Annotated in this window: 19 protein-coding genes; 10 read left to right on the top strand and 9 right to left on the bottom strand. The window is 55.1% G+C overall.

Annotation, left to right across the window (positions count from 1 at the left end; all coding sequences use genetic code 11):
• Positions 1-127: 127 nt before the first annotated feature.
• From I9187_RS18945 to I9187_RS18935, 3 genes are read right to left on the bottom strand one after another with little or no spacing between them, the layout of a single operon-like run.
• Positions 128-1,330: a Xaa-Pro peptidase family protein gene (locus I9187_RS18945; protein WP_171728181.1), complete on the bottom strand. Its 1,203-nt coding sequence runs from the start codon at positions 1,328-1,330 to the stop codon at positions 128-130.
• Complete coding sequence (locus I9187_RS18940) at positions 1,327-3,744, bottom strand: FAD-dependent oxidoreductase (protein WP_209509731.1); 2,418 nt, start codon at positions 3,742-3,744, stop codon at positions 1,327-1,329. The genes I9187_RS18945 and I9187_RS18940 overlap by 4 nt, the downstream gene beginning before the upstream one ends.
• The gene (locus I9187_RS18935) at positions 3,745-4,371 is read right to left on the bottom strand and encodes a cupin domain-containing protein (RefSeq protein WP_171238415.1); all 627 of its coding nucleotides are present in this window, start codon (positions 4,369-4,371) and stop codon (positions 3,745-3,747) included.
• Positions 4,372-4,429: 58 nt separating this feature from the next.
• On the opposite strand from I9187_RS18935, the gene I9187_RS18930 reads away from it, so the two are divergent.
• Entirely contained in the window at positions 4,430-5,611 is a 1,182-nt protein-coding gene (locus tag I9187_RS18930) for an aromatic ring-hydroxylating dioxygenase subunit alpha (RefSeq protein ID WP_171619888.1), read from the top strand.
• 303 nt (positions 5,612-5,914) lie between these two features.
• On the opposite strand, the gene I9187_RS18925 is transcribed toward I9187_RS18930, so the two are convergent.
• From I9187_RS18925 to I9187_RS18915, 3 genes are read right to left on the bottom strand one after another with little or no spacing between them, the layout of a single operon-like run.
• A complete protein-coding gene (locus I9187_RS18925) occupies positions 5,915-6,394 on the bottom strand; it encodes an N-acetyltransferase (RefSeq protein ID WP_171238417.1) in 480 nt (159 codons plus the stop codon).
• 51 nt (positions 6,395-6,445) lie between these two features.
• A complete protein-coding gene (locus I9187_RS18920) occupies positions 6,446-7,276 on the bottom strand; it encodes a carbon-nitrogen hydrolase family protein (protein WP_171238418.1) in 831 nt (276 codons plus the stop codon).
• A gap of 8 nt (positions 7,277-7,284) precedes the next feature.
• Positions 7,285-8,280 (bottom strand): LysR family transcriptional regulator, encoded by a 996-nt coding sequence (locus tag I9187_RS18915; protein ID WP_171619890.1) that lies wholly within the window; start codon positions 8,278-8,280, stop codon positions 7,285-7,287.
• Positions 8,281-8,389: 109 nt separating this feature from the next.
• Here I9187_RS18915 and I9187_RS18910 point away from each other — a divergent pair, with 109 nt between their 5' ends.
• The 6 genes from I9187_RS18910 (at position 8,390) to I9187_RS18885 (ending at position 15,054) form a co-directional block, all read left to right on the top strand.
• Positions 8,390-9,724, top strand: a complete 1,335-nt coding sequence (locus I9187_RS18910; RefSeq protein ID WP_209940294.1) for an aspartate aminotransferase family protein — start codon at positions 8,390-8,392, stop codon at positions 9,722-9,724.
• A gap of 3 nt (positions 9,725-9,727) precedes the next feature.
• Positions 9,728-10,657 (top strand): 3-keto-5-aminohexanoate cleavage protein, encoded by a 930-nt coding sequence (locus I9187_RS18905; RefSeq protein WP_171238420.1) that lies wholly within the window; start codon positions 9,728-9,730, stop codon positions 10,655-10,657.
• Positions 10,658-10,660: 3 nt separating this feature from the next.
• Positions 10,661-11,692 carry a histone deacetylase family protein gene (locus tag I9187_RS18900; protein WP_209509729.1) on the top strand — a complete coding sequence of 344 codons (1,032 nt, stop codon included), beginning with the start codon at positions 10,661-10,663 and terminating at the stop codon, positions 11,690-11,692.
• A 367-nt stretch (positions 11,693-12,059) separates the two neighbouring features.
• Entirely contained in the window at positions 12,060-13,064 is a 1,005-nt protein-coding gene (gene dctP / locus I9187_RS18895; protein ID WP_171238422.1) for a TRAP transporter substrate-binding protein DctP, read from the top strand.
• A gap of 86 nt (positions 13,065-13,150) precedes the next feature.
• Complete coding sequence (locus I9187_RS18890; RefSeq protein WP_171238423.1) at positions 13,151-13,765, top strand: TRAP transporter small permease subunit; 615 nt, start codon at positions 13,151-13,153, stop codon at positions 13,763-13,765.
• A complete protein-coding gene (locus tag I9187_RS18885) occupies positions 13,762-15,054 on the top strand; it encodes a TRAP transporter large permease (protein WP_171181766.1) in 1,293 nt (430 codons plus the stop codon). Before I9187_RS18890 ends, I9187_RS18885 begins: the two co-directional genes overlap by 4 nt.
• 1,034 nt (positions 15,055-16,088) lie before the next feature.
• On the opposite strand, the gene I9187_RS18880 is transcribed toward I9187_RS18885, so the two are convergent.
• Positions 16,089-16,505, bottom strand: a complete 417-nt coding sequence (locus I9187_RS18880) for a hypothetical protein (protein ID WP_171238424.1) — start codon at positions 16,503-16,505, stop codon at positions 16,089-16,091.
• A gap of 165 nt (positions 16,506-16,670) precedes the next feature.
• Here I9187_RS18880 and I9187_RS18875 point away from each other — a divergent pair, with 165 nt between their 5' ends.
• A complete protein-coding gene (locus I9187_RS18875) occupies positions 16,671-18,308 on the top strand; it encodes a winged helix-turn-helix domain-containing protein (protein WP_209509728.1) in 1,638 nt (545 codons plus the stop codon).
• 60 nt (positions 18,309-18,368) lie between these two features.
• Here I9187_RS18875 and I9187_RS18870 read toward each other — a convergent pair whose 3' ends face one another.
• Positions 18,369-20,285: an adenylate/guanylate cyclase domain-containing protein gene (locus tag I9187_RS18870; protein ID WP_171238426.1), complete on the bottom strand. Its 1,917-nt coding sequence runs from the start codon at positions 20,283-20,285 to the stop codon at positions 18,369-18,371.
• A 380-nt stretch (positions 20,286-20,665) separates the two neighbouring features.
• Positions 20,666-21,598, bottom strand: coding sequence for a LysR family transcriptional regulator (locus I9187_RS18865; protein ID WP_171238427.1), 933 nt, complete (start codon positions 21,596-21,598; stop codon positions 20,666-20,668).
• 105 nt (positions 21,599-21,703) lie between these two features.
• Here I9187_RS18865 and I9187_RS18860 point away from each other — a divergent pair, with 105 nt between their 5' ends.
• The gene (locus I9187_RS18860; RefSeq protein ID WP_171235929.1) at positions 21,704-22,765 is read left to right on the top strand and encodes a maleylacetate reductase; all 1,062 of its coding nucleotides are present in this window, start codon (positions 21,704-21,706) and stop codon (positions 22,763-22,765) included.
• Positions 22,766-22,790: 25 nt separating this feature from the next.
• A complete protein-coding gene (locus tag I9187_RS18855) occupies positions 22,791-24,065 on the top strand; it encodes an ABC transporter substrate-binding protein (protein ID WP_209509727.1) in 1,275 nt (424 codons plus the stop codon).
• Positions 24,066-24,080 lie beyond the last annotated feature (15 nt).

The following is a 24,080-nucleotide window of genomic DNA, read 5'->3' as shown; positions in this document are numbered from 1 at the left end:
TGAGCGTCGGCATGACACTGAACGCAGCAGTGCGGCCGCTCACCTAGCCACTGGTGATTCACGCAAAACTCGCGACCACGCTCTGGCAACCTAATTGTTGTCAGTCGGTCAGAACTCTCATCGGCTATTAATTCAACAGGTTTTCGTCGTAAGGATAGCTGTCGAGCTGTTCGAGACCTGTCGCGGTAACCAGAAACTGATGCTCGATCTTGACGCCGCTGCCGCCTCGATCTGATCCAACATACCCCTCAACGCAGATCATCATGTTTTCCTCTATGATCCCGTCATAGCCAATGTCGTCCCAGTCCTGCGGGTAGGGAACATAGGGGTATTCATCGCACATCCCCACACCGTGCATGATGCACGGATAGCGGTGCGCGTGGAATTCTTCAGGGTGGCGGAAGCTCTTGTCCACCAGTTCTTTGAACGACACACCGGGTCGCACATTGGCCTTGTTGTGTTCGATTTCGTCCAGAGCGCGTTTGTAGAGGTCTCGGAATGCGTTTGGCGCCTTCCCTTCGCCGCAGTACCAAGTGCGCGAAATGTCGGACATATAGCCAAAAGGGCCGACCATATCGGTGTCAAAGCCCATCAGCTCTCCTTTTTGAACGCGGCGTTCGCCTGCCTCTTGCAGCCAGGGGTTTGTCCGCTCGCCCGAGGCCAACATGCGGGCTTCGGACCACAGGCCGCCATGGGCGATGTTGACCTGGCTCAGGATGCTCCACAGCTCGTTTTCCGAAATGTCGGGCTGGAAGGCTTCGCGCATCCGGGCGATACCCAGCTGCGCCACTTCGATTGCATAGCGGCACAGCGTAATTTCTTCCTCTGATTTGATCGAGCGGGACTTTTCCAGAAAACCGGGCGCGTCGACGACCTCGAACCCGGCCTGCATCAAGCCCTGAACAGCAGAGGCGTCCAAACGGTCAAGCGCCACACGGCAACGCCCTTTGCCGGCCAAACGGCCGCGGACGAAGTCTACGAATTTGCGCGTATTCTCCACCTGATCAAAGCCCGCAAGGAATGGCGCAAGCCCGAACATTGGGATGTATTCCGTGACATGGTCCAGATCCTTGATGAACGCGCCGCTGAAGACCACCGGGCCGTCGGCAAAGACAAACAGCATCATCAGCGGGATACGCGCCTGGAACTGCATGTATTCATGGTAATTCACCGCATAGCGCATGGTCAGCGGGTTGGTAATGACAGCCAGTTCCACGTCCCGTTCGGCCATGGCCTCGCGGATGCGGCCCATGCGGTAATCGTTCAGTTTGGTCCAATCGATTTCGGGCGCTGGCAGTATCGCTTTGCCAAAGTCAGTAGGAGTGTTCATACCTTCAACCTTTCGTTTTTCGGATCGAACACCGCATCGGCCAGCACTTTGGCTTTGCACATCTGGCCAAATACGATCACCTCCAGCGCCGTACCGGGGTTCGCTGCCTTTGGTTTGACAAAGGCAAAGGCCAGATTGCGACCAGTTACCGGGCCGAACCCGCCTGAGGAAACCGACCCTACTTTCTCGCCATCCAAATAAACCGCCTCGCCGCCCAGCACGTCTGTGTCCACCAGCTCAATGTCGAGATACGCAATAACCGAACTGCTGCCGGTTTCGGCGAGGTTGCGCAGCGCGTCTTTGCCTATGAACTCTTTGTCGAATTTCACAAAGCGCATCTGGTCGGTGTGCACGGGACTGGTGTCATTGGCCAGTTCATGCCCACCGCGATAGGCCTTTTCCATGCGCATCATTTCCACCGCCTTCGATCCAAACGGGACCATGCCATGGGGTTTGCCCGCGTCCCAAACCGCATCCCAAAGCTCGCCAAGTTGGTCCAAGTTTGCGTGCAGTTCCCACGCCAGTTCGCCCGAGAATGACAGGCGCATCGCGATCAGCGGGATGCCCGCCACAGCGATTTCGCGCGCCTTGAGCCACCTGAAATCGGAGTTTTCCAGAAACGCATCGCTGAGCTGACCCAGCACCGCGCGCGCCTTGGGTCCGGCCACGGTCAGGATACCCCAGTCATCGGACAGGTTCCTGACCGTCACGTCTTCGGACCCGCGCTGATGAACCGTGATCCAGTCCCAGACCCGGCGCTCTGAGGGGCCGCCGGTGACGAACCAGAACCGATCTTCGGCCAGCCGGGCAATCGTTGCCTCGCCCTCAATCGTGCCTCGTTCATTCAGCAAAAGGGTCAGGCACGTGCCGCCCACCTTTTTCGGCATTCTGTTCGCACAAAGGCGGTTCAGATAGGCCTCGGCCTCGGGTCCGGTGATTTCGAACTTGGAAAAGGCCGAGAAGTCGCCAATGCCGACGCTTTCATGCACCGCAAGCGCCTCGGCCAGCGCAGCCTCCCACGACGGGCCACGCTTCCATGATTGCGGTTCTTTGCCATCCCATTCCGGTTTGCCATAGACCCGCGGGCGTTCCCATCCGCCCGCTTCCTCAAACACCGCGTTCAGCGCCTTGGTTCTGTCATGCACGCCAGAGGTTCGGATCTCGCGGCAGGTTTCATATTGCAACTGTGGATAAGGCAACGACAGGCGCGTCATGTAATTTTCGCGGCAGCGCTGATAGGTGTAATCTTTATCAACGCGCGAATGGAACCGACGCGGATCAAACCCGCGCATCGAGATATCGGCCGTGCCATGCACCATCCATTGCGCCAGCGCCCGGCCCAGTCCCGGCCCCCAGGCAATGCCCACGGTCGCACCGCAGGCCAGCCAATGATTGCGCAAGCCCGGCGCAGGCCCGACCAACGGGTGCCCGTCAGGTGTATATGTGATTGCGCCATTGACGATGCGTTTGATGCCGCGCTCCATCAGGCAGGGATAGCGTTCAAAGCATTTCTCCAACCACGGCATAATACGGTCATAGTCGGGTTCAAACAGTTCGTTCTCGCTGTCCCAGGGGCAGCCATCGCGCCATTTGGCCAGCGCATCATGGGTGTCATAAAGCCCGATCAGCGCCCCACCCTGTTCGCGGCGCAGATAGCCGGTGAAGTAATCATCGCGGGTGACGGGGATTTCATGACCCATCGCCTCGAACTCGGGCACCGCATCGGTGACCACATAGTGGTGCTGCATCGGGACAATCGGCAGGTCGAGCCCGCTGAAGGCCCCGATCTGGCGCGCATGGTATCCACCGGCATTGACCACATGCTCACAGATGATGTCGCCCTGCTCGGTCACCACCTTCCATTCGCCCGAGGGCATCTGCTGCACATCCGTCACCCGGTTGCGGCGCAGCACTTTGACCCCCCGCATCCGCGCGCCCTTGGCCATCGCCTGACAGGTGCCCGACGGATCAACATGGCCGTCATCGGGCGTATAAATCCCGCCGATGATATGCGACGTGTCATAGATCGGGTTCAGCTTGGCGATTTCTTCGGGAGTAACCCAGCGACACTCCTGCTCACGGGCCAGTACCGCGTCACGCGTGTGCATCAGCCAGGCACGATGATCCTCGGTCGCGGCCACGCGCAAGGACCCGCAATTGTGCCAGCTGACGCCCTGCTCGGTCTCATCCTCAATGGTTTTATACAGATCCACCGCATAATCGTGACAGATCCCCAACGCATGGCCCGCCGTCATTCGGCTGACCAGCCCCGCCGCATGCCAAGTGGCCCCCGATGTCAGCTCGGCCTTTTCAACAAGAACAACGTCTGTCCATCCTTCTTTTGCCAGATGGTACAGGACGCTCGCCCCCATATTGCCGCCACCGATTACAACAACACGCGTGTGTTCAGTCATCTATTGTCTTTTCATGGTAACGGGAGTGTTGGCCCAGACGACCTGGGCCTCGACTTTGCCGGGATTGTGGTAACGGTGTGGGATGTCAGCGGAAAAGCTAAAGCTATCACCAGCCTGAAGGCGAAAGACCTGGCTATCCAAGGTCAGTTCGATTTCACCCTTCAGCACCATCCCGGCCTCTTCCCCTTCATGGGTATAGAGGTCGTCGCCGGTGCTGCCTCCGGGCTCATAGGTGGAAATGCCCATCGCCAGCTGCCGGTCAAGGCTGGCGGACAGCAAGTGATCTTCGAACCCCATATAGTCTGTCCCTGAAAGCCCGGAATAGGTCAGCTTGCGACGCCTGTCGGCGCGCACGACAAAGGGGCGTTCTTCGGCGGGAGCTGGGCCATCGGTCTCAAAGAACCATCCGACAGGTACTCCAAGTGCTTCGGCGACCTCCTGCAGCGCCGTGACTGAGGGTCGGGCCAGACCGCGTTCAATCTTTGACAGAAACGAAACCGAGCGCCCCGAAGTTTCAGACAGGTCGTTCAGGGTCATGTTCTGTGCTTTGCGCAGGGCGCGTAAGTCTTCACCCAACTTATTGAGCGACTCTTGATTGCGTGTTTGAAGTTTTTTCTTGACGATCATGAAAATTTACCGTGCATAATTTTCCCAGTTGCGCAAGAATTATCCGAATGGAGGCCTCATGAGTGGCCAGTTCCCCGATACACCGATCCTCAAAAAGGTTAAGGCATTGCTGGGTGAAGAAGGGTTAGTCCAGACATTTGCCCCGATTGAGGAAGCCAGCGGCCTTCCAAATGCAGCCTATTGGTCCAAAGAATGGTTGGCATTGGAGCAGGAGCATTGCTTTCGCAGGTCGTGGGTATTTGCGGGGGCTGACGCGGAATTGCCCGAGCGCGGCGACATGAAACCGGTCGACATTGGTGGTGCGCCACTGATCATCCTACGCGACCAGGACGGAGCCATTCGCGCACTGCACAATGTGTGCCGGCATCGTGGCGCAAAACTTGTCACTGAACCCTGCAAGAGATCAACCCTGACTTGCCCATATCATGCCTGGGTTTATGGTCTGAACGGCAAGCTGCGAGCACGGCCCCATTTCAACGGACCGGATATAACGGACCACTTCAAAGACGGAGGTGGCGACAAGCTCGATCTACAAGAGGTCCGGTGCGAGGTCTGGAACGGCTGTGTTTTCGTCAATATCTCAGGGGATGCAGAGCCGCTGGAGGACTGGTTGAAACCGATGCTTGCACGTACGCCGGGTTATGATTTCACATCGATCCGCTGGGCCGGGAAAATCGATTTCGAAGTCAATGCCAATTGGAAGTTGGTCTACGAGAATTACATGGAGGGCTATCATGTCTTTGCCGTGCATCCCAAACTTTTGAAGTTTGCACCGATGAACGTGCGGTGGTCGGGTGAATGGGACCAACACGTATTCTACAACGACTACATCTTTCCTGAATTGGGTGAAGGGCGCGGTGATCGTCTGCCGCACTATCCCGATCTGTCACAAGAAGATGCCAAACGCGGTCTTTGGTTCTTATGCTTCCCACATTTCGCCGCCGAAGTCTTCCCAGACCAATTTACAGTTCTAGTAAGTTATCCAATTGCACCGAACAAAACGCGTGAAGAGCTGCATGTTTTCCTGATCGGAGATGCTGCGACGTCAGAGGACCATGCCAACGCAAGGGCCGAACTCATGCAAATGTGGGATGATCTCAACCGAGAGGATCTTGGTATGCTCGAACTGCTGCAGCAGGGGCGCCTGTCGCCTGCCTATGACGGCGGTCGCCTCAGTCCGTATTGGGAAGGACCGACACATGAATTCGGGCGGCGCGTGGTTGAACGTATACTTTCTTGAAATTTCGCGCCGTGTTTTACCGATTTGACGAAGATCTCGTCAGCAATCGGTTTTGACGCCAAGGCTGCTCATCATCGGATTTTGCGCAGCGTCTGAGACGCGGGCAAAAATTGTTAACAAAGTGTGAATCAATTGGCGCTTCGGATCAAATTCATGCTTTGACAACCAACTTCATTTTGTCGTTCGATTGCGCAAAAGTGTCTTTTTGCAAGATACGCGACGCACCCTCTTTAGCTTTCCAAAACCACCATCGCGACAGCCTTAATTGGTTGATCGACTTGACGACTTCGTCGCAACTCGCCTTCAGAAGTTCTTTAAACTCCGCAAAGGAGCACCTTCGAGGATCATTGCCCTCATGTCCGTTTCTTCTCTGAAACCGATATGGGTGTAGTAGGCAAGAGCAGAAGGGTTGGTGCGATGGACCGCCAGTTTAAGGAAGCACGCGCCTGAAGATTTGTCCGCATCGAAAACCGCACGAGACAACAGTTTGTTTCCAATACCTCGCCCTCGCGCCGAAGAGGAAACCCAAAGATCACTTACAAACAAGCCGCCACCCCCCTTGGTCGTTGAAAACACTGGCGTCCAAACAATTGCGCCGACGACCTCGGCTTCATTGTAGGCGAGCAAAGCATTGAAGGCCGGATGGTTACCAACAAATGCAGCTTTCAAAACGTCAACATTCGCGACGTGCCTGTCGTTCATTTCAGCCGACAACGCCCTTAGCGCAAAATCCAGATCGTTTATTTTGTCGAGCGTCACCGGAGAGATGGCAACCTGTGTCATTCGAAACCTAACCTATGTTTCGCAACCGCCAACAAAAGACTGTCTGACCCTTCACAGTGCATCATAATCCGCCAGTCGGTCCTTGAGGAATGTATAGTCTTTTCTTGCTTGTAAGAGCTGGCCCTTGTTGATGGTCACGTGACGGAAATCTTCAGCTGTTTCGGCAAACCGCACAGGCAGAATATTTTCATCCATCCAAGGCCAACAGAAGATCGAATTGCCCCAGGTTTCTCCGGCCCGGTTAAGGGACAAGAAAAAGATCTGATTTTCCATCGCGCGCGCCATGGCGAAATTGTGCCAGGTTTCGAAGGACTCGTCGCGATAATATGCCCCGCAATGCAGGATGAGATCGACGTCGTGCCTTAGTGTCAGGGTGCGTGCCAGTTCGGGAATTCGGATATCGTAGCAAATGATTGGAGAGATAGTTATTCCATTGATTTTGAATGTGAATATGTGATCCCCAGCGTCAAAATATTCCTTCTCCATCGAAGCGCCATATTGGCAAAGGTGAAGCTTGTCGTAATAGCCGGTCAGCGCACCGTCCGGGTTGACGACCGCAATTGAAATATGCGTCCCCAATGCCCCCCGGCGCGCAAAACTGTAAGTGACATGGACACCGAATTCTTTGGCGACCTCGCGCCATTTTTCAAAAGAAGCGCCTTCCAGGGGTTCCGCGATCTCATTGAGCCGGTCGAAGGCCGAGCGGGCATAATCGATACTGGATAGCTCAGGCAAAACCACGAGGTCCACGTTCCGGCGGCTGAGCTGATCTCGCACTTTTGCGGCGCTTTCCGCAAGATGTCTGTCTCTCGCGGCGGCGCTCTTGGTGGCGGGGATTTCGATCTGACAAGCCAGCAGAGACAGGGTGTCACTTGATGTCATTGTTTGGCTTACCCCTCTTGGATCCTTGGCTCGATTGTTTCGGTTGGATTGTAGCTGCGCTGTTCAAGCGGCACCGATGCAAGCCGGTTTCGAAACATGTCAAGCAGTGCTTTTTCCGCGCGATTCAGGCGGGCGCTTTTGTGGTGCACCAGATGAATATCAATTGCCAACGCATTTTCATAAGGTGGCAAACGCCACAGTTCGCCGCGATTGACGAAGCGTTCGGCGATGTGAACAGGCAGAGGGCCAAACCCGAGCCCCGCGCCGATCATCCGCTGTGCCTCGCCCAGGTCAGAAGTGTAACCGATCACTTTGTTGTCGAGCTTGTGCTGCGCGCGCAGCAACGCCACCGGACGTAACGCATCCCAAAGCTGGTCTGTCCGGAATGAAACCGACGAATGGTCTCGCAAGTCGTCGAGTTTCAGATCGCGTTGCCCGAACAATGGGTGGCTGGGACCACAGTAGAACCCAAAGTAGGACCGATAAAGAACCTCATGCTGCAGACTTGGATGGGTGTCATGCACCAAGCAGACGCCAAGTGTCGCGGATTTTTCAAGAACCGCCTGCCTGACGGCTTTGCTGGACATAACCTCAATATCAAAGCTGACTTCGGGGAATTGGCGATGAAAGTCCGCCAGTATCGCATCAAAAAAATCGCTTTCAATCCTACTGAGAAGCGCGAGTTTGACGGTACCCGTCACGATGTCTTCCGTTCCCTGTGCGCTTTGGATAGCCCGCGCCAGGCTTCCAAACATGTCCAGACATTCCTGGTACAGTGTCTGCCCGGCTGGTGTGATGCGGAAATGCGATGGGCTGCGATCAATCAGCGGCATTCCAAGCCGTGTCTCAAGACGTTTCAGGGCTTGGCTGACGGAAGGTTGTCGCCGCATCAGGCGCTGGGCCGCCAGGGTGATGCTGCCTTCCTGAACAATGACCATAAAGGTGCGAAGCAGATTCCAATCCAGCTCGCGGATCAATTTGTCCTGTTCAGCGGCGTTATCCATTGATTCAATCAATATGCTTAATTCTCATTATCTATTTGCCCTATAAAAGAATCCAACACAAGGTTGGGTATCGCTCCTGCATCGCCACACCTGTCAAAGAAGAAAAACCGTGAAGGCATCGAACCTTTTCTATCAAAGTCGCGCGCGCCGCCCCGAGGTCGATCGCGCAGAAGGAATCTATATTTGGGGCAAGAACGGCCAGCGTTATATTGATGGTTCGTCCGGGGCGATGGTCAGCAATATTGGCCATTCAAATCCCAATGTTCTGGCTGCAATGAAGGCGCAGATGGACAGCGCAACCTTTGCCTATCGTCTACATTTTGAGAACGCCCCAGCAGAAGACCTGGCCACAGCCATCGCAGATCGCACACCGGCAGGCCTGGACAAGGTCTTTTTTGTTTCTGGCGGGTCCGAGGCCGTGGAGTCTTGCGTGAAATTCGCGCGGCAATGGGCGGTTGCTGATGGGCAAGCCAGTCGGTGGAAAGTCATCTCGCGCTTTCCATCTTATCACGGTTCTACCTTGGGCGCGCTGGCGATTACCGGATACGGGCCGCTGACGAACGCGTTTGCGCCGCTTTTCAAGGAAATGCCGAAAATTCCTGCGCCCACTTGCTATTTGGACCGCGACAACCTGTCCGACCACGATCGTGGTCTGAAATATGCCGAGATGCTAAGGGATGAGATCATTGCACAAGGGCCCGACACGGTTCTGGCTTTTGCCATGGAACCGGTGGGCGGTGCATCTACCGGGGCGCTGGTTGCGCCCGACAGCTACTATGGGCGGGTGCGCGAGATCTGCGACGAATTTGGCGTCCTGCTGATCATGGACGAGGTCATGTCTGGTGTCGGACGCACTGGTACGTTTCTGGCTTCGGAGCACTGGAACATCCGCCCCGATCTTGTGGCCCTGTCCAAGGGATTTGGCGCAGGCTATGCCCCGTTGGGGGCCATGATCGCCGACAAAGCGATGGTTGAAACCGTGCTGGACAGCGGCGGATTTGCCCACGGCCACACTTATGCCGGTAACCCGCTCGCATGCAGCGCTGGGTTGGCTGTTCTGAACGAAATCGACCGGCTGGACGTGATGACCAATGCGCGGATCATGGGCGAAATCCTGATGGCGGGGCTCATGGACCTCATGGCGCGTCACCCGTTCATCGGTGATGTGCGGGGAAAAGGCCTGCTAACCGCCTTTGAAATGGTCTCGGATCGGGACACCATGTCACCATTGCCCAAGGACCTGAACGCCTATGAACGGTTCGTGGAAATCTGCTACGAGCGCAACCTGATCACTTATTCGCGCCGCACTCGCGGCGGTGTTGAGGGCGATCATTTCCTGATTTGCCCGCCTTTGATCGCGACCGAAGCGCAGATCAACGAAATCCTGAACATACTCGACGACAGTCTCCGGGACTTTGCCCGTGAATGTGCATTGGAGGTTTGACCCATGGCGCAAAAAATTATCCTGACTTGCGCCGTGACAGGCTCGATCCACACGCCGACCATGAGCCCACACCTGCCGGTTTCGCCTGACGAAATAGCTAAGTCTGCAATTGAGGCAGCAGAAGCTGGCGCATCTGTTTTACACCTGCATGCGCGCGACCCCGACACCGGCCGCCCAAGCGCGGATATCAATGTCTTTCGCCAGTTCCTGCCAAGGATCAAGGACGCGAGTGACGCGGTTATAAACTTGACCACGGGCGGCAGCTCACAGATGAGTGTGGAACAGCGGCTTTCGGCCCCCGTGGAACTGGCGCCCGAGATGTGTTCGCTCAACATGGGCTCCATAAATTTCGGCCTCTTCCCGATGAAGGATCGCTATTCCGATTGGACCCATGATTGGGAAGAGTCCTTTTTGGAGAACACACGCGACACTGTGTTCAAGAATACATTCCATGACATAGAAACCGTGTTTCGAATGCTGGGCGATGCTGGTGGCGCGCGGTTTGAATGTGAATGTTACGATGTGGGGCACATTCAGACGCTGGCGTTCTATCTGAAGCAAAAGAGCATTGTGCCACCGGTCTTTCTGCAATTTGTGATGGGTGTACTGGGCGGGATCGACGCCAGCCCGCACAGCCTGATGTATTTGAAGGAAACGGCTGACCGATTGTTGGGCGACGCCTACGAGTTTTCGGCGCTTGCCGCAGGGCGACAGCAGATGCCACTGGGCACTATGAGCGCCATCCTGGGTGGGCATGTGCGTGTTGGTCTTGAAGACAGCCTGATGATCGAACGCGGGCAACTTGCTACCAGCAACGCTCAACAGGTCACTAAAATCCGGTCGGTTCTGGAGGAGCTGGGATACGAGATCGCAACACCTGACGAGACGCGCGCGATGCTCGGTCTTAAAGGGGCAGACAAGGTAGGGTTCTGACACATGAAAGTCTTTTCTGACCAGAAACAGCAGGGCCAGCATAATCCCAGCGGGTTTCTGGTTAACGGAGTTATGCAACCCAACCCCGAAAAACCTGAGCGGTTGGAGCGCCTACTTGCAGGCGTCGCGGCGGGCGGTCACGCTGTGCACGCCCCGACTGATCATGGCCTAGCTCCGATCGCGGCAGTACACACTCCGGCCTACCTGAAGTTCCTGTCGACGGTTTATGAACGGTGGGCGCGCATTCCCGACGCCACGCCCGAGATATTCCCGAATATCCACCCGGATCGCCGCACGGCCAGCTATCCCTTGTCGGCAGTCGGTCAGGCAGGATTTCACGTCACCGACATGTCCTGCCCTATCGGTGCACACACCTGGGAAGCAGCGCGCTGGTCCGCAAACTGCGCCGTGAGCGCAACCCAGGCAGTATTGGACGGGGACAACGTGGCCTATGCGCTCTGCCGGCCGCCGGGGCATCATTGCTTTAGCGATCTAGCTGGCGGATTCTGTTATCTCAACAACAGCGCTATTGCTGCACAATACCTACGGCAAACTCATGACCGCGTGGCGATCATCGATGTTGACCTGCACCACGGCAACGGAACGCAAGGCATCTTTTACGAACGTAACGACGTATTCACCCTGTCTATCCACGCGGACCCGGCGCGGTTCTATCCATTCTTCTGGGGTCACGCTCATGAGGTCGGTGAAGGCGCGGGGCACGGATACAATTTGAACATACCGCTCTTACGTGGCACCGGGGATGACGGGTTTATGAAGGGTCTGAACGAAGGTTTGAACGTCGTCAGGAACTTCGCGCCCGGTGCAATCGTCATAGCCCTTGGACTTGATGCCTTCGAAGGCGACCCCTTTGGTGGTCTGGCGGTTTCGACACCTGGATTTGCCAAGATGGCAAGGATGCTGGCAGCGCTCAACCTGCCTACCGTGATCGTGCAGGAAGGCGGGTATCTCTGCAATGAATTGGGCGCAAACCTGCAGTCTTTCCTCGACGGCTTCGAGGGCAGGTCCGCATGAGTCAAGGGGATACATTGCAGGCCGGACACGTGGACCGACTACAGCGACTACATGAGACATGATGGCCTTTAACGATACACTGGATGCCACCCTGGCCGCGAAGCACAGGCATATCGCCCTTGCGGCCAAGCCCGGCCAAACAATCGCGCTTTCCCGACAATGATGAAGCAAAGCCTTGTTGCCACGAGCTGCGAAACCAAGAGTTACTCAAAAAAATCAACTGAAGGAGGGGCTAAAATCAAAAAAACCAGCAGACGTGAATCAAATTGCACTGTGCAATTTGTTTGCTTAGGCTGGCCGGACAGATTGACCAGCTAAGGTCAGCAAAAATATCTGAACGAACAAACGTCAACAGGGAGAGTATTCCATGAACTTTGCGAAATTAACCACGGGCATCGTGGTTGGTGCAATGAGCGCGCTGATGTCGACTGCCGCAATTGCTGACGATGTCAAGCTGCGCTTTGCCGGCGTGTTTCCAATTGATCACCAAGGTACCAAGATGATGGAGCAGGTCGCCGCAGATGTTGCAGCGGCAGATGTCGGCCTGACAATCGAGGTGTTCCCAGCCAACCAGCTTGGTTCGGGCGAAGCGCTGTTCGAAGATGTTGCGCGGGGCAATATCGATCTGGCTGCGGCCTTTATCTATGCCGATACCGACCCGCGCCTGGAGTTCCTGTCGATGCCGTTCCTTGTAGGGGGCTGGGACGACATGGACAACATCATGCGCAACATGGATTCTGAGTATAATCAGATCTTGCAGGAAATCACCGACGAGTACGGCGTGAGGGTCATGGCCCAAAATCCCGAAGGGTTTGTGGGTATCGTGGCCACGCAGGAACCGACCAACTGGAACAACTTCGACGACAAAGGCATGAACATTCGTGTTTGGTCGTCGCCCGCCGTGAAAGCCATGGTGGAAGCGCTTGGTTACCAGGCCACGACCATGGCGTGGGGTGATATCTTCCCCGCGATCCAGTCAGGTATCGTTGATGGCGCAATCTGCTGCACCAAGACGGCAACCTACTCGATCTTCGCCCAGTCGGATGTTGGTACGCACTTTGTCGAGTACAACTCGATCTCGGAACTGACCACATTCTACGCGTCACAGCGCACGCTGGATAAGCTGAACGATGAGCAGCGTGCAGCGCTTCAGGCCGCGATGACCAAGGCCTCGGATGACTTCTTCCAGTATAACCGCGACAATGACGCGGCCTTTGGACAGAAGCTTATCGACAAGGGCTACACAATCCTGAGCCTGAGCGACGAAGAGCAGGCTGCCATGGCCGCTCATATCCAGGAAAACATCTGGCCTATGATGGCCCAAAGCGTCGGCCAGGACGTGATCGATCGCTTGCTGGCGGCGAAGAACTGATAACCTGACCACGGAAGGGCCGGCATATTTGCCGGCCCTTTTTTTTGCTAATTCCTCAAAAAAATGTCAAAATGGGGGGGACAGATATGCCGAATGACGAAGACGGCTTGCCGCGGTTCGTCGGCGATGAAGACGAGGGCAAACCACAAAAAATCACAGACGAACTTCCGCCAATCATTGGGTATCCTATGAAGGTGATCGCGTTCGTTTGTAGACAGCTCGTAATGTTCTGCGGGTTCTTGATGGCATTCACCTTTGGCGCTGTTGTCGTGATCAGATACGGCTTTGGAGGCGACCTTTTTGCCTATGAGGAATGGCTTTTGGCCTTCTCCATTGTCGGTTTTTTTGCCGGTGCCGTTCTGGCTTCTGCCCGCAATCTGCACATCAACGCTGATATCCTCAGCATTGTAATACATAATCAACGGTTGATTTGGTGGCGCAGCTTCGTGGTGTTGCTGGTTGAACTCGTGGTTATCTTGTTTCTCTTTTACGCCTGCTATGTTTCGCTGCTGGACGACTTCTCGTTCCCGCGACTACGGTCCACCCCGGTGTTGCGCATTCCGTTTGTCACCTGGCGCATTGCGATCATGTGTGCCTTCGGCTTCATGGCGATGTTCACCGCTGCGTATCTCTACGTGCACATCCGAAAAGGCCTTGGGTTGCCCCTTCGGTCTGAGACGATGAAAGGAGCCGCCAAATGATTATCACCGGAAGCCTGATTATCGTCTGCCTAATGCTGCTGCTCGGTGTCAGCGTCTACGTGGCCTTTGGATCGGTTCTGATCTTTATTGCCATTGTTGGGGATCAGTCCATTACCGGCTATCTGCCGACCGGTGCGACTGGAATCCGTTCGCTGGTGCTGTTGGCAATCCCACTCTTCATGATCGCTGGCGGCATCATGGAAAAAGGTAAAATCGCAGCCCCCCTTGTGGCGCTGGCCGAGATGTTCATCGGCCACATAAAGGGCGGCCTGAATGCGGCCTCCGTACTGGCCTGTGGGGTCTTCGGCTCGATCTCGGGGAGTGCGAATGCGACACTGACCTGCATTGGCGGTATCATGATGCCGCATCTGAAAAAGGCGAATTATCCTGGCGGGCAATCGGCGGCGCTTATCGTCAGTGCAGCACCCTTGGGCCTTTTGATCCCGCCCAGCTCGTCGCACATTCTTTATGGCTGGGTGGCGCAACAGCACGTGCTCAAGTGTTTTCTGTCAACCGTGATTCCGGCGATCATCCTGATAACTCTTCTGATTGTCACCAACCAGTTCATGTTGCGGAAGTATGACGACATTCAACTGAAGGAGCGTCCAGATCCGTTCATGCCCGCGCTCTTGGGTCAGGGCCGTCTGGCGGGTCCAGCGCTCTTGATGCCCATCATTATCTTGGGTGGAATCTATGGCGGGGTCATGACCCCGACCGAGGCCGCAGGCATTGCGGTATGCTATGCTATCCCGGTTGCGATCTATTTCTATCGTGGGCTAACCTGGAAAACGCTTGCTCAGACCATCCAGACTTCGGGTGTGACGATCGGTGTGGTCATGGTCATGATCTTTATGGTGCTGATCGTTTCGGACAACCTGATCTCGCAGGGTGCGCCTCAGTTGGCCAAGGATATGGTTTACTCGGTATCGGACAATCCGATCGTGATCCTTTTGATGATCAACGTGGTCATGATCCTGATCGGCATGCTGATGGACGATATCTCGGGCTTGCTCTTGGCCACGCCAATCCTGTTGCCGATTGCCCAAAGTGTAGGTGTCGATCCAATCCACTTCGCTGCGATCATCGGTGTCAATCTTGGTATGGCCAACATCACGCCTCCGACGGCGCCGTTGCTCTATCTCGGTGCGCAGATTTGCGACACGTCCGTGTCCAAGATGCTGTGGCCAACGTTGATCTTCATCGTGTTCGCCTGGTTGCCGACGCTGATGCTGACCACCTTTGTCCCGTCATTGTCGCTCTGGCTTCCGGAACTGCTGCTCAGCCGGTAATGGATTCAACTAGAAACAAAGAAAGGAGCCCGGGCTTCGGGCTCCTTTTTCATTCGCAAACGGCCATGCAGCCAACCTGTTCCAATCAAATCAATCTGCATTCATCAGATCAATCGTGGTTAGGTTTGAATTACTGAACATAAATCCAGGCATGCACACCAATCAGCAGGGCGGTTGCAGCGATCAGGCTCAAGAGGCTGAACGCATCTTTGATTTCTTTTGCCATCGTCTTGGTCCTCATCAGGAGTTTCATTTACCGGACGCATATATGAGAGCATCGCGATTCCGACTACCAAGATTTCTCGAATACTCGCTTTGCAATTTTTGCATAGCAGTCGAGGCCTTTCACCAAGCCAATTTCACGTTTGGATCGCTAGATGAAAGCCAAACGTTAGAAACCAAAACGCAGGCACGGGCGGCCCGAGAGGTAACCAGATTTCTTGCCCTAGTAGATTGGCGGCAACGCCCGATGCGACAGCAAAGGAACCTGTCATCAAGGCATTGGGGTTTTGAGCACAGCAGAACATCGAAGCCGAGGTGGCACTGGCATGCGCATTGGCATCCAAGATGGTGTGGAAATGCCAAAGCGTCCTTCAAGTCGGTGCCTTGCCCGACAAGCGATCCGTGATCCGGTTTCACTTTCGCGATGAGCCGACGGTTTACGACACATTCTGGTTTCCGCCGCAGCGATGCGCGCCACCTTAGCTTTGTGCGCACAATCCAGAGCTGGAGGCTGACCTTTACGTAGAAACACTGTGATCGCGGTGGGTGGTATCGCTATGGGGCGAACAACCTTGGCGAAAGAGACCGAGCTTGGGCCGTTTTTTGAGCGGCGATCATCGACTTGCGAAGGCGTTTCAGAATTGGCTTCCGACAGCACCCTATTCAAAAATTCCCGATTTTTTTGCTCGAGATCTCAATAAAATATTGGGTGTTCGTTGTCTGCGCAAATCCCGTCGAGGTTGGATATTAGTTGCCACAGCTCGTCATTCAAAAGATGGCTGCTGCTGCACTACAACCAGACTGAGCCTGCCTCAGAGACCGGTAGAAGGCTCAAAGCTGTGAAGTTCGAAAGTTCTTTTTCCGTCGGCATTGAATTTTTGTATCGAGCCCCCAACACGCAGCACAGTCATACAGCGGTAGCGCCCCTTGTCGGCAACCATTGAAACGCAAACCTTGTCTGTGTCTGTGATGGCAAAGGCACCCGCTCCGCTCCAACCACCGTTCGTCAGCTCTCCGCTCACGATGTTATTCGGGTCATAGAAGAAGCGAAACGTCTTCTCTCCGGACGTGGCTGTGACGGTTTTGCCGATCAAAAGTTCCGCGATCTGTTCAGCATCGAGACGCTCGGCTCCATTGTTCAATGCCGCTTCAAGATCAGATTGAGCGAATGCAGGGCTTCCCGCCAGGGCTACAGCAGCCGCTACGCAAAGTGTTTTTAAGTGTACCATATCCTATCTCCATAAAGTGTTGGGCAAAGCAAAAGAGCGTTAGCCAAGTAAACGCTAGTTGCAGCAGGCACGTCGGGCTTGATCAGAAGCTGATTTTTTCTGACATTCTTCTGACAATCCCCAAACTTCGTTGAGCCAAGGATAAAGCGGGGTGTAGGTTGCAGTATGTACCGTTTCTTGGAGTTCCGACTTGATCCGACGCAGGGTTTGAACCGCCTTGGCCAACCTGTTCCTTTGGAACCACAGGCCCTGCAATTGCTTGAGTTTCTGGTCAGGAACCGAGACAGGATCGTCAGCAAACACGAGATTATTGACGAGATTTGGGGTGGGGCCGCAATCACAGACGCTGCCTTGAACACGCGCATCCGGTCCGTACGCAAGGCTTTGGGAGACACCGCGGCAAATTCGGATTATATCAAAACCTACCCCAAGCGCGGGTTTCAATTTATGGCCCCGGTTGAATCGGATGACGCCCTGCCCGAGCGTGATGCCAACACGCCGAAAACCGGCCTTCTCATCGCGGGTGCTCTGCCGGGTCTGGCCATAGCGCTGTTCTCAATCTCCTTTTTTGCCGACCGACAGAGATTGCCGGACAATGGAAAGCCCTCTTTGGCTATCGTGCGGTTTGACAACATTGGGGGCGAAAGAACAGGGCAGTATTTCGTCGATGGTCTCACCGACGACCTGAGCGCGCATCTTTCGCGCAATCGCGAACTGTTCGTCGTGTCCAGTGCAACCATGTTCTCTTACGCGAAGGATCAAGCAACCCCGCTCGAAATCGCACGCGATCTTGGCGTTGAGTATGTGGTCCGCGGTAGCGTTCGCCGCGTGGGTGGTCAGATGCGCGTGAGCGGAGAGCTTATCGATGTCGACAGTGCCGAAACCATCTGGGCCGAGGTTTTCGATCGCCAGGTGACAGATATCTTTGACGTACAGGACGAGATTAGCCAGGCCATCGCCGGCCAATTGCTACCCAAAATCTATGAGTCTGGCGAAACGAGATCGCTGGGAAAACCAACCCAGGATATGGGGGCATGGGATCTGTATCTGCGTGGTCGGGCCCGGCAGGCGATCTTTTCGCACGAGGCGCAACAGGACGCGGTGGCATTTGCGCAGGAAGCCATCGACACTGATCCTGGGTTCGCTGCGGCACACAGTCTGTTGGCCCGCGCGTTGGGCACGATTTTCTTCTTTCAGTGGTCAGACACTCCTCAGGATACGCTGATAGCCGCAACCGAAGCGGCCAAACGGGCGATTGAGTTGGATGATCAGGACGCGCAGGCGCATGCAGCCCTTGGCTATATCTACCGCTTTACCGGTGAAGCAGATCCTGCCATCGCTAACCTTGAACGCGCCGTCGCACTTAACCCTAATGACGCACGCATTAGACTGGAACTGGCGCATACCTATGATTGGTTCAGAATGCAGGATCGCGCCCTGCCCGAGATAGAGATGGCGATCAGACTCAGTCCGCGCGATCCAATGTTGCAAAACATGTATTTTTATAAAGGGCACATCCTGTTTCACCTTGGACGCTACGAAGAAGCGCTGGACGCCGCCCGTAAGTTGGGCGCAATGGCGACGAGCAATACGTGGCGGCTGTTTCATCATCTGCTGAGCGCCGCCACTCTTGCCGAAATGAACAAACCAGAAGAGGCACAAAAAGCCGTCGACGCTGCGCTGAAAATTAACCCAAAACTGTCGATTTCAGCGATGCGTAGGCAATTCGTAGGGTCCAAAAACCATCCTGAAAACCGCCGAGTCTGGTTGGCGAGCCTGCAAAGAGCGGGCGTGCCTGAATAGTGCTTAGTTCTTTGTGAGCAGTCGGATGCAATAAACGCTCTGAACCGGCGGCTAGACGCGTTAACCTCCGTTTTCCACTTCCAAAGGGGCGTACTGTCCTTCGGGTAATCCCACAGCTCTATATGCTTCAACAAATGGACGAATAAGTTCATCCGGTCGCGCAAAACGCCGGTACATCCAAACGATATCGGCGATTTTAATATTTGGGCGGATTCTGTTGAGCCTGTCTCTCGCCGCCAATGCGGCGCTATGTGGACCAAGCTCGGCCAAAATCGCGACCTCAATCGAAACCGACCACCACAGATCAGGCTGCGCACCTTTGCCGTACGTTTCCAATGCTGTTTCATAATCCTCATTTAGGAAGTGATACTCGGCAAGCGCCTGGAACCAGTTCGGGTCTGCTGCATTTGGGTCAAGGGCAATTGCGTTATCAACAAGAGCAGCGCCCAATTCCAGACGCCCGGACCAAATGAACTCGTAACCGATCTGGCCCTGCAGATAACGGTCTGTCCCTAACGCGAGTGCGGTCTCGGCAGATGAGAAAAACCCATCAAGATCGCGCTGAATCTGCAAAACAAGAGCCAACAGGTAATGACTACGCGCCGAATACGGATTCAACGAAACGGCCCTGCGGGCGGCATCTTCGGCCCGAGCGATTTTTTCGTCCTGTGTGCCGTCATACAAACCGGTAAAGAACTTGACGTCCGTCAGAAGCGCCTCGGATAACTGCGCCCAGCCGCGCCAATAATCGGGTTCGTCCTCGACGACACGTTCTATACAACCACGGACGCGCTCTTGAATGTCTCGCCTGTTCATAAACCCGACACGCATCAGAGAACATTCATAAGACGACAAGTGTTCAGGAGATTTCGCGCGCGCGTGCCCGGCATGAATGCGTTTAATCGCGCCACCGGCGTCCCCGACTGCAGAGGCAACTTTTTCAGTAATTTGTAATTGAACGTCGAGAATATTCGATGTTGTGAGACTTTCGTCATACGCATCCGACCAGACCTGAAGGCCTGATGTTGTGTCGATCAGCCGTGCCGTCACGCGAAGGCGTTCTGAAACCTGCCGGACCGAGCCTTCCAGCACATAGTCCGCTCCGAATTTCTGCCTGATACTGCGCGGATCACTTTCTTTCGGATCAACAGTATGGGTGGACTGGCGGGACAATACATTGAGGTCCTGATAACTTCCTAGTTCAACGATGATGTCTTCGCCAATGCCTATCGCCAACAAATCGCGAGCATCAGTGTTGCTAAGGTTTTGAAATGGCAAAACAGCAACCGTCGGGCCAGTTGGTTCCGCCAAAATTACCCTGTCATCGAAAGTCGTGACGTTGGACTGCTCGCGACCAATTCCGATCCACCACGCCAAGAAACCCACCGCGCACAGGCAAATCAGCGCCGATGTGATTGCCATCAATAGGCGTTTGTTTGATAGCCGCCGAGGGGTAGAAGCTCCGTCGTACAAGACCCGGAAAACGCGAACTGGTTCTGCAATGTTCTTAAGTTTTTGCAGGCCAAGATCTTCAAATGCGGCTTCGACCTTGCCCATTGCCTGACCCACGACACTCTCGGAGACCGCGACACCACCAGGGTCGGCCAAACCTTCAAGACGCGAAGCAATATTCACCCCATCACCAAAAAGATCCCCGTCAGCAATCAGGACATCGCCGAGGTTAATACCGATCCGAAGCTGCAGCCGGGATCCATTGGCAAGTGTCGGCGCGGTCCTGGCCACAGCACGCTGAATATCGACACCACAGTTTACGGCATCTACGACCGAAGAAAATTCGACAAGGGCACCGTCTCCCATCAACTTGACGATGCGCCCATTATATCTGTCGATCGTAGGATCAAAAATCTCCGAACGCAGCAATTTGAGAGCGGACAATACCCCCGCTTCATCGTCTCCCATCAACGACGAATACCCGACGACATCTGCAGCCATGATTGCGGCAAGTCGGCGCTGCATAGGACCCTCCTAATCGCAGTCTAACTGATGTCGTAAATTCACGACAGTGCATGCCATGCCGGCTCGCTGCATTCGCGATTAATGACGGCTTTGCCCCCATCCTCTGTCGCCACGCGGCAAATCAGCCAGAACAGGCACCTTTATCGTCTGACCTGCACATCAGCCCAGTTTTTTCCCAAAAGGAAGTCAGGATCAAACAGATCGATTTAGATGCCGGATGAACGGTGTAAGGCGAAAATGGCAAGGTTATGCCACTGATGGAAGAACTATCCATCGCCCAAAATCTACTGTGAAACGACATTAACCTTTGACTCCATTGGCAGCCAAAACGTCGTCGAAGAATTCGTTCTCAGGCTTTTTTCAGGGCCGACCGCTCAGAGCTATCCTGACGCGCTGCAGATCAACCGATCAAGCGTTTCGAACTTCTGCTTGATGAAATCGAGCACACGGTTTGACGAGGCTGACGTGCTACGAGCATTTAGTGTGACGCAGCCCAAGTGACGATCGGGATCACCGATTTTTATCGGAAGTGCCGTCAGAGTTTTTTGCCTTTGCATCATGAAGACCACTGAAAACGGCAGAACAGTCAGGGAATCCGAGCCTGTTAGAACGTTCACAACTGCACTCAGCGACCCGCCGGTAAAACTTATTTTGAAGTCTCGCATACCGATACCATCAAGCGTGTTTCGCAAATCACGAAACAGCGGACTGTTGGCGGGTGGCGCAATCCAGGAATACTCGGTGATATCTTCCAGCTTCACCTCTTTCTTGCGCGCCAATGGGTGCCCAACGCGGCAAGCAATGACGTTTCGACCCGGTAGGATTTGACGAAACTCGTACTCATCTGACACGTCTGCCGGGCGCATAGGGAGAATGGCCAAATCCAGAGTTTCGGCGGACAACTGGGACAAAAGCTCGGTAGGGTATCCATAAGATTGGTCGATCCGAATATTGGGGTACTCGGCTTGAAACTCTGCAATAACGTTCGAGATGACACCGTCCATGAAGATCGGCGTGCCAGCAACCCGTACTGCACCGGCAAGACCTTGACGGTGTTCGTCGACAAGACGGCTTGCATGGCGACCAGCGCTCAGAATTCTTTGACCTTCCTGGGCCAAAGCAAGTCCCAGCTCAGTGGGTTGCAATGGCCTTCGGGTTGGCAGGAATAGAGGCTCCCCCACCCTATCCTCCAACAGAGAGACGCTTCTGGAGACACTGGGTTGCGATTTCCCAAGTAAAGCAGCGCCTTCGGTCAATCCGCCGGCTTCGACAATAGCGGCAAGAATCTCGAGATGTCTTGGATCAAGCTTCATAACCCAAAGTTATATTGAGCGTCGATAATTCGATCAAGAGTGCTGTCTTTGCCTGCTAGCGTTTCCTTCAGATCTGCAATCCAGCGCTTGTCAGGAATTCGCCCAATGGCTCTCAGTACCATCAGTATCAATGGCCAGAAAGTCCGGTTCGGCGTAGGTTTGCGTGACGACATCTGCACGGAACTAACAGCGCTGAGATCGAACAAAGCGCTCATCCTTTCGACACCTCAGCAAGTCGATATGGCCATGGAACTTGCGACAACTGTTGGGGATCGTGCTGCGGGTGTCTTTACGCGAGCAACGATGCACACCCCGGTCGACGTGACGGAAGAAGCGGTTGAACACGCCCTGTCTGTAAATGCGGATAGCATCGTGTCTATCGGAGGAGGCTCAACGATTGGCTTAGGCAAGGCGATTGCCCTTCGGACCGATTTGCCGCAAGTCGCCATCCCGACCACATATGCCGGCAGCGAGGCTACTCCGATCCTGGGTCAGACTGAGGATGGCATCAAAACTACCCTGACAGACCAGAAGGTTCTGCCGCGGGTCATTCTGTACGATCCGGAACTTGTTGCCTCATTGCCGCCCGCAATGACCGTGACCAGCGCCTTGAACGCGATGGCTCATGCCGCCGAGGCGCTTTATGCCAAGGACCGAACTGATGAGACCACGGAATTGGCTATCGACGGTCTGAAGGCGTTTGCAGAGGGACTGCCAACCGTTGTCGGAAACCCCAACGACCTGAAAGCCAGAGAAGAAACGCAGCGTGGTGCATGGGCCTGCGGTACGGTGCTTGGTCTGGTCGGAATGGCGTTGCATCACAAGCTTTGCCATACGCTGGGCGGGTCATTCAATCTGCCACACGCGGAAACCCATGCGATCATTTTGCCCCATGCCATCGCCTACAACGCGGTGGGTGTGCCAGAGCTGCTGGAACCCGTGTCAAATATTCTCGGTGGCTCTAAGCCAGGCCAGGCGCTTTGGAATTTTGCCAAAAGCATGGGCGCGCCGATGGCTTTAAAGGACCTTGGACTTTCTAAGGCCGATCTGGATCGCGCCACCGAAATCGCACTCAACAACCCGTATTGGAACCCGCAACCGGTCACTGCTGATGGGCTGCGGGCGCTTCTTCAAAACGCGTGGGCAGGCACTGCCCCAAGCGTTTGACTTCACCGTGTCAAGGGAGGGACACATGATCACACGACGCAAATTGCTGCAATCCAGCGCTGCAACCGGCCTGGGATTGGCCGCCGGCACGCTCGCTGCGCCCGCTATCGCTCAGGGCGCCAAGATCAAGTTGGGCTATGTCAGCCCGCAATCAGGTCCTCTGGCCGCCTTCTCCGAGGCAGACAAGTTTATTCTGGAGAATTTCGCCGCATCCGAAGCCGGTGCGAATTTCGAAGTCATCGTCAAAGACAGCCAGTCGAACCCGAACCGAGCGGCAGACGTCGCGGGCGAACTGATCGTGGATGATGAGATCGACCTGATGCTGGTCGCTTCGACACCCGAAACGACCAACCCGGTTGCCTCGACCTGTGAGGCCGAGGAAGTGCCGTGTATTTCCACCGTTGCGCCCTGGCAGCCATGGTTCATCGGCCAGCAGGGCAATCCCGGTGATCCAGCCAGCTGGGAGCCGTTCTATTACGCTTATCACTTCTTCTGGGGCCTTGAGGACGTAATCTCGGTTTTCACGGCAATGTGGAACCAGTTGGAGACCAACAAGCAGGTCGGTGCGCTGTTCCCGAATGACGGCGATGGCAACGCTTGGGGCGACCCAAATGTAGGTTTCCCGCCTGTTCTCTCAGAGTTGGGTTACACATTGACGGATCCCGGGCGGTACCAGAACCTTACCGATGATTTCTCGGCCCAGATCAACGCGTTCCGGCAGGCGAATGTTGAAATCGTAACCGGCGTTCCGATCCCGCCTGACTTCACCACTTTTTGGAGCCAGGCCAAACAGCAAGGCTTCACCCCGAAAGCCGCGAGCATTGGCAAGGCCATCTTGTTCCCGCAAGCCGTCGAAGCTTTGGGCAACGCAGGCCACAACCTGAGCTCTGAAGTTTGGTGGTCCCCCACCCATCCGTTCTCGTCATCGCTGACCGGCGCAAGCTCGGCTGAACTGGCGCAAGGGTACATGGCCGCCACCAACCGTCAGTGGACCCAACCCATCGGCTTTGTGCATGCGCTGTTCGAAATGGCAGCAAACGTCATGGGCCGGGTTGATGACGCGGGTGATGGGGATGCAGTGGCCGAAGCCATCGCAGCTACGCAGCTTGACTCCATTGTTGGCCGGATCGCGTTTGATGGTGCGGGCCTGCCGCCCTTCGCTGCGCAGAACGTTGCCAAAACGCCCCTGGTCGGGGGGCAATGGAGGCTGCTCGACAATGGCAGCTATGACCTTGTGATCGTCGACAACTCTTCCGCGCCCGAAATTCCGACCGCGGGTGTGATGGAAGAAATCTCCTGATCGCAATGAAATCAA

The organism is Ruegeria sp. HKCCE4148, from assembly GCF_017872495.1.
Taxonomy (GTDB): Bacteria; Pseudomonadota; Alphaproteobacteria; order Rhodobacterales; family Rhodobacteraceae; genus Ruegeria.
Note: the sequence above shows the minus strand (reverse complement) of the source record. Positions and strands in the feature narration are given on the sequence as shown.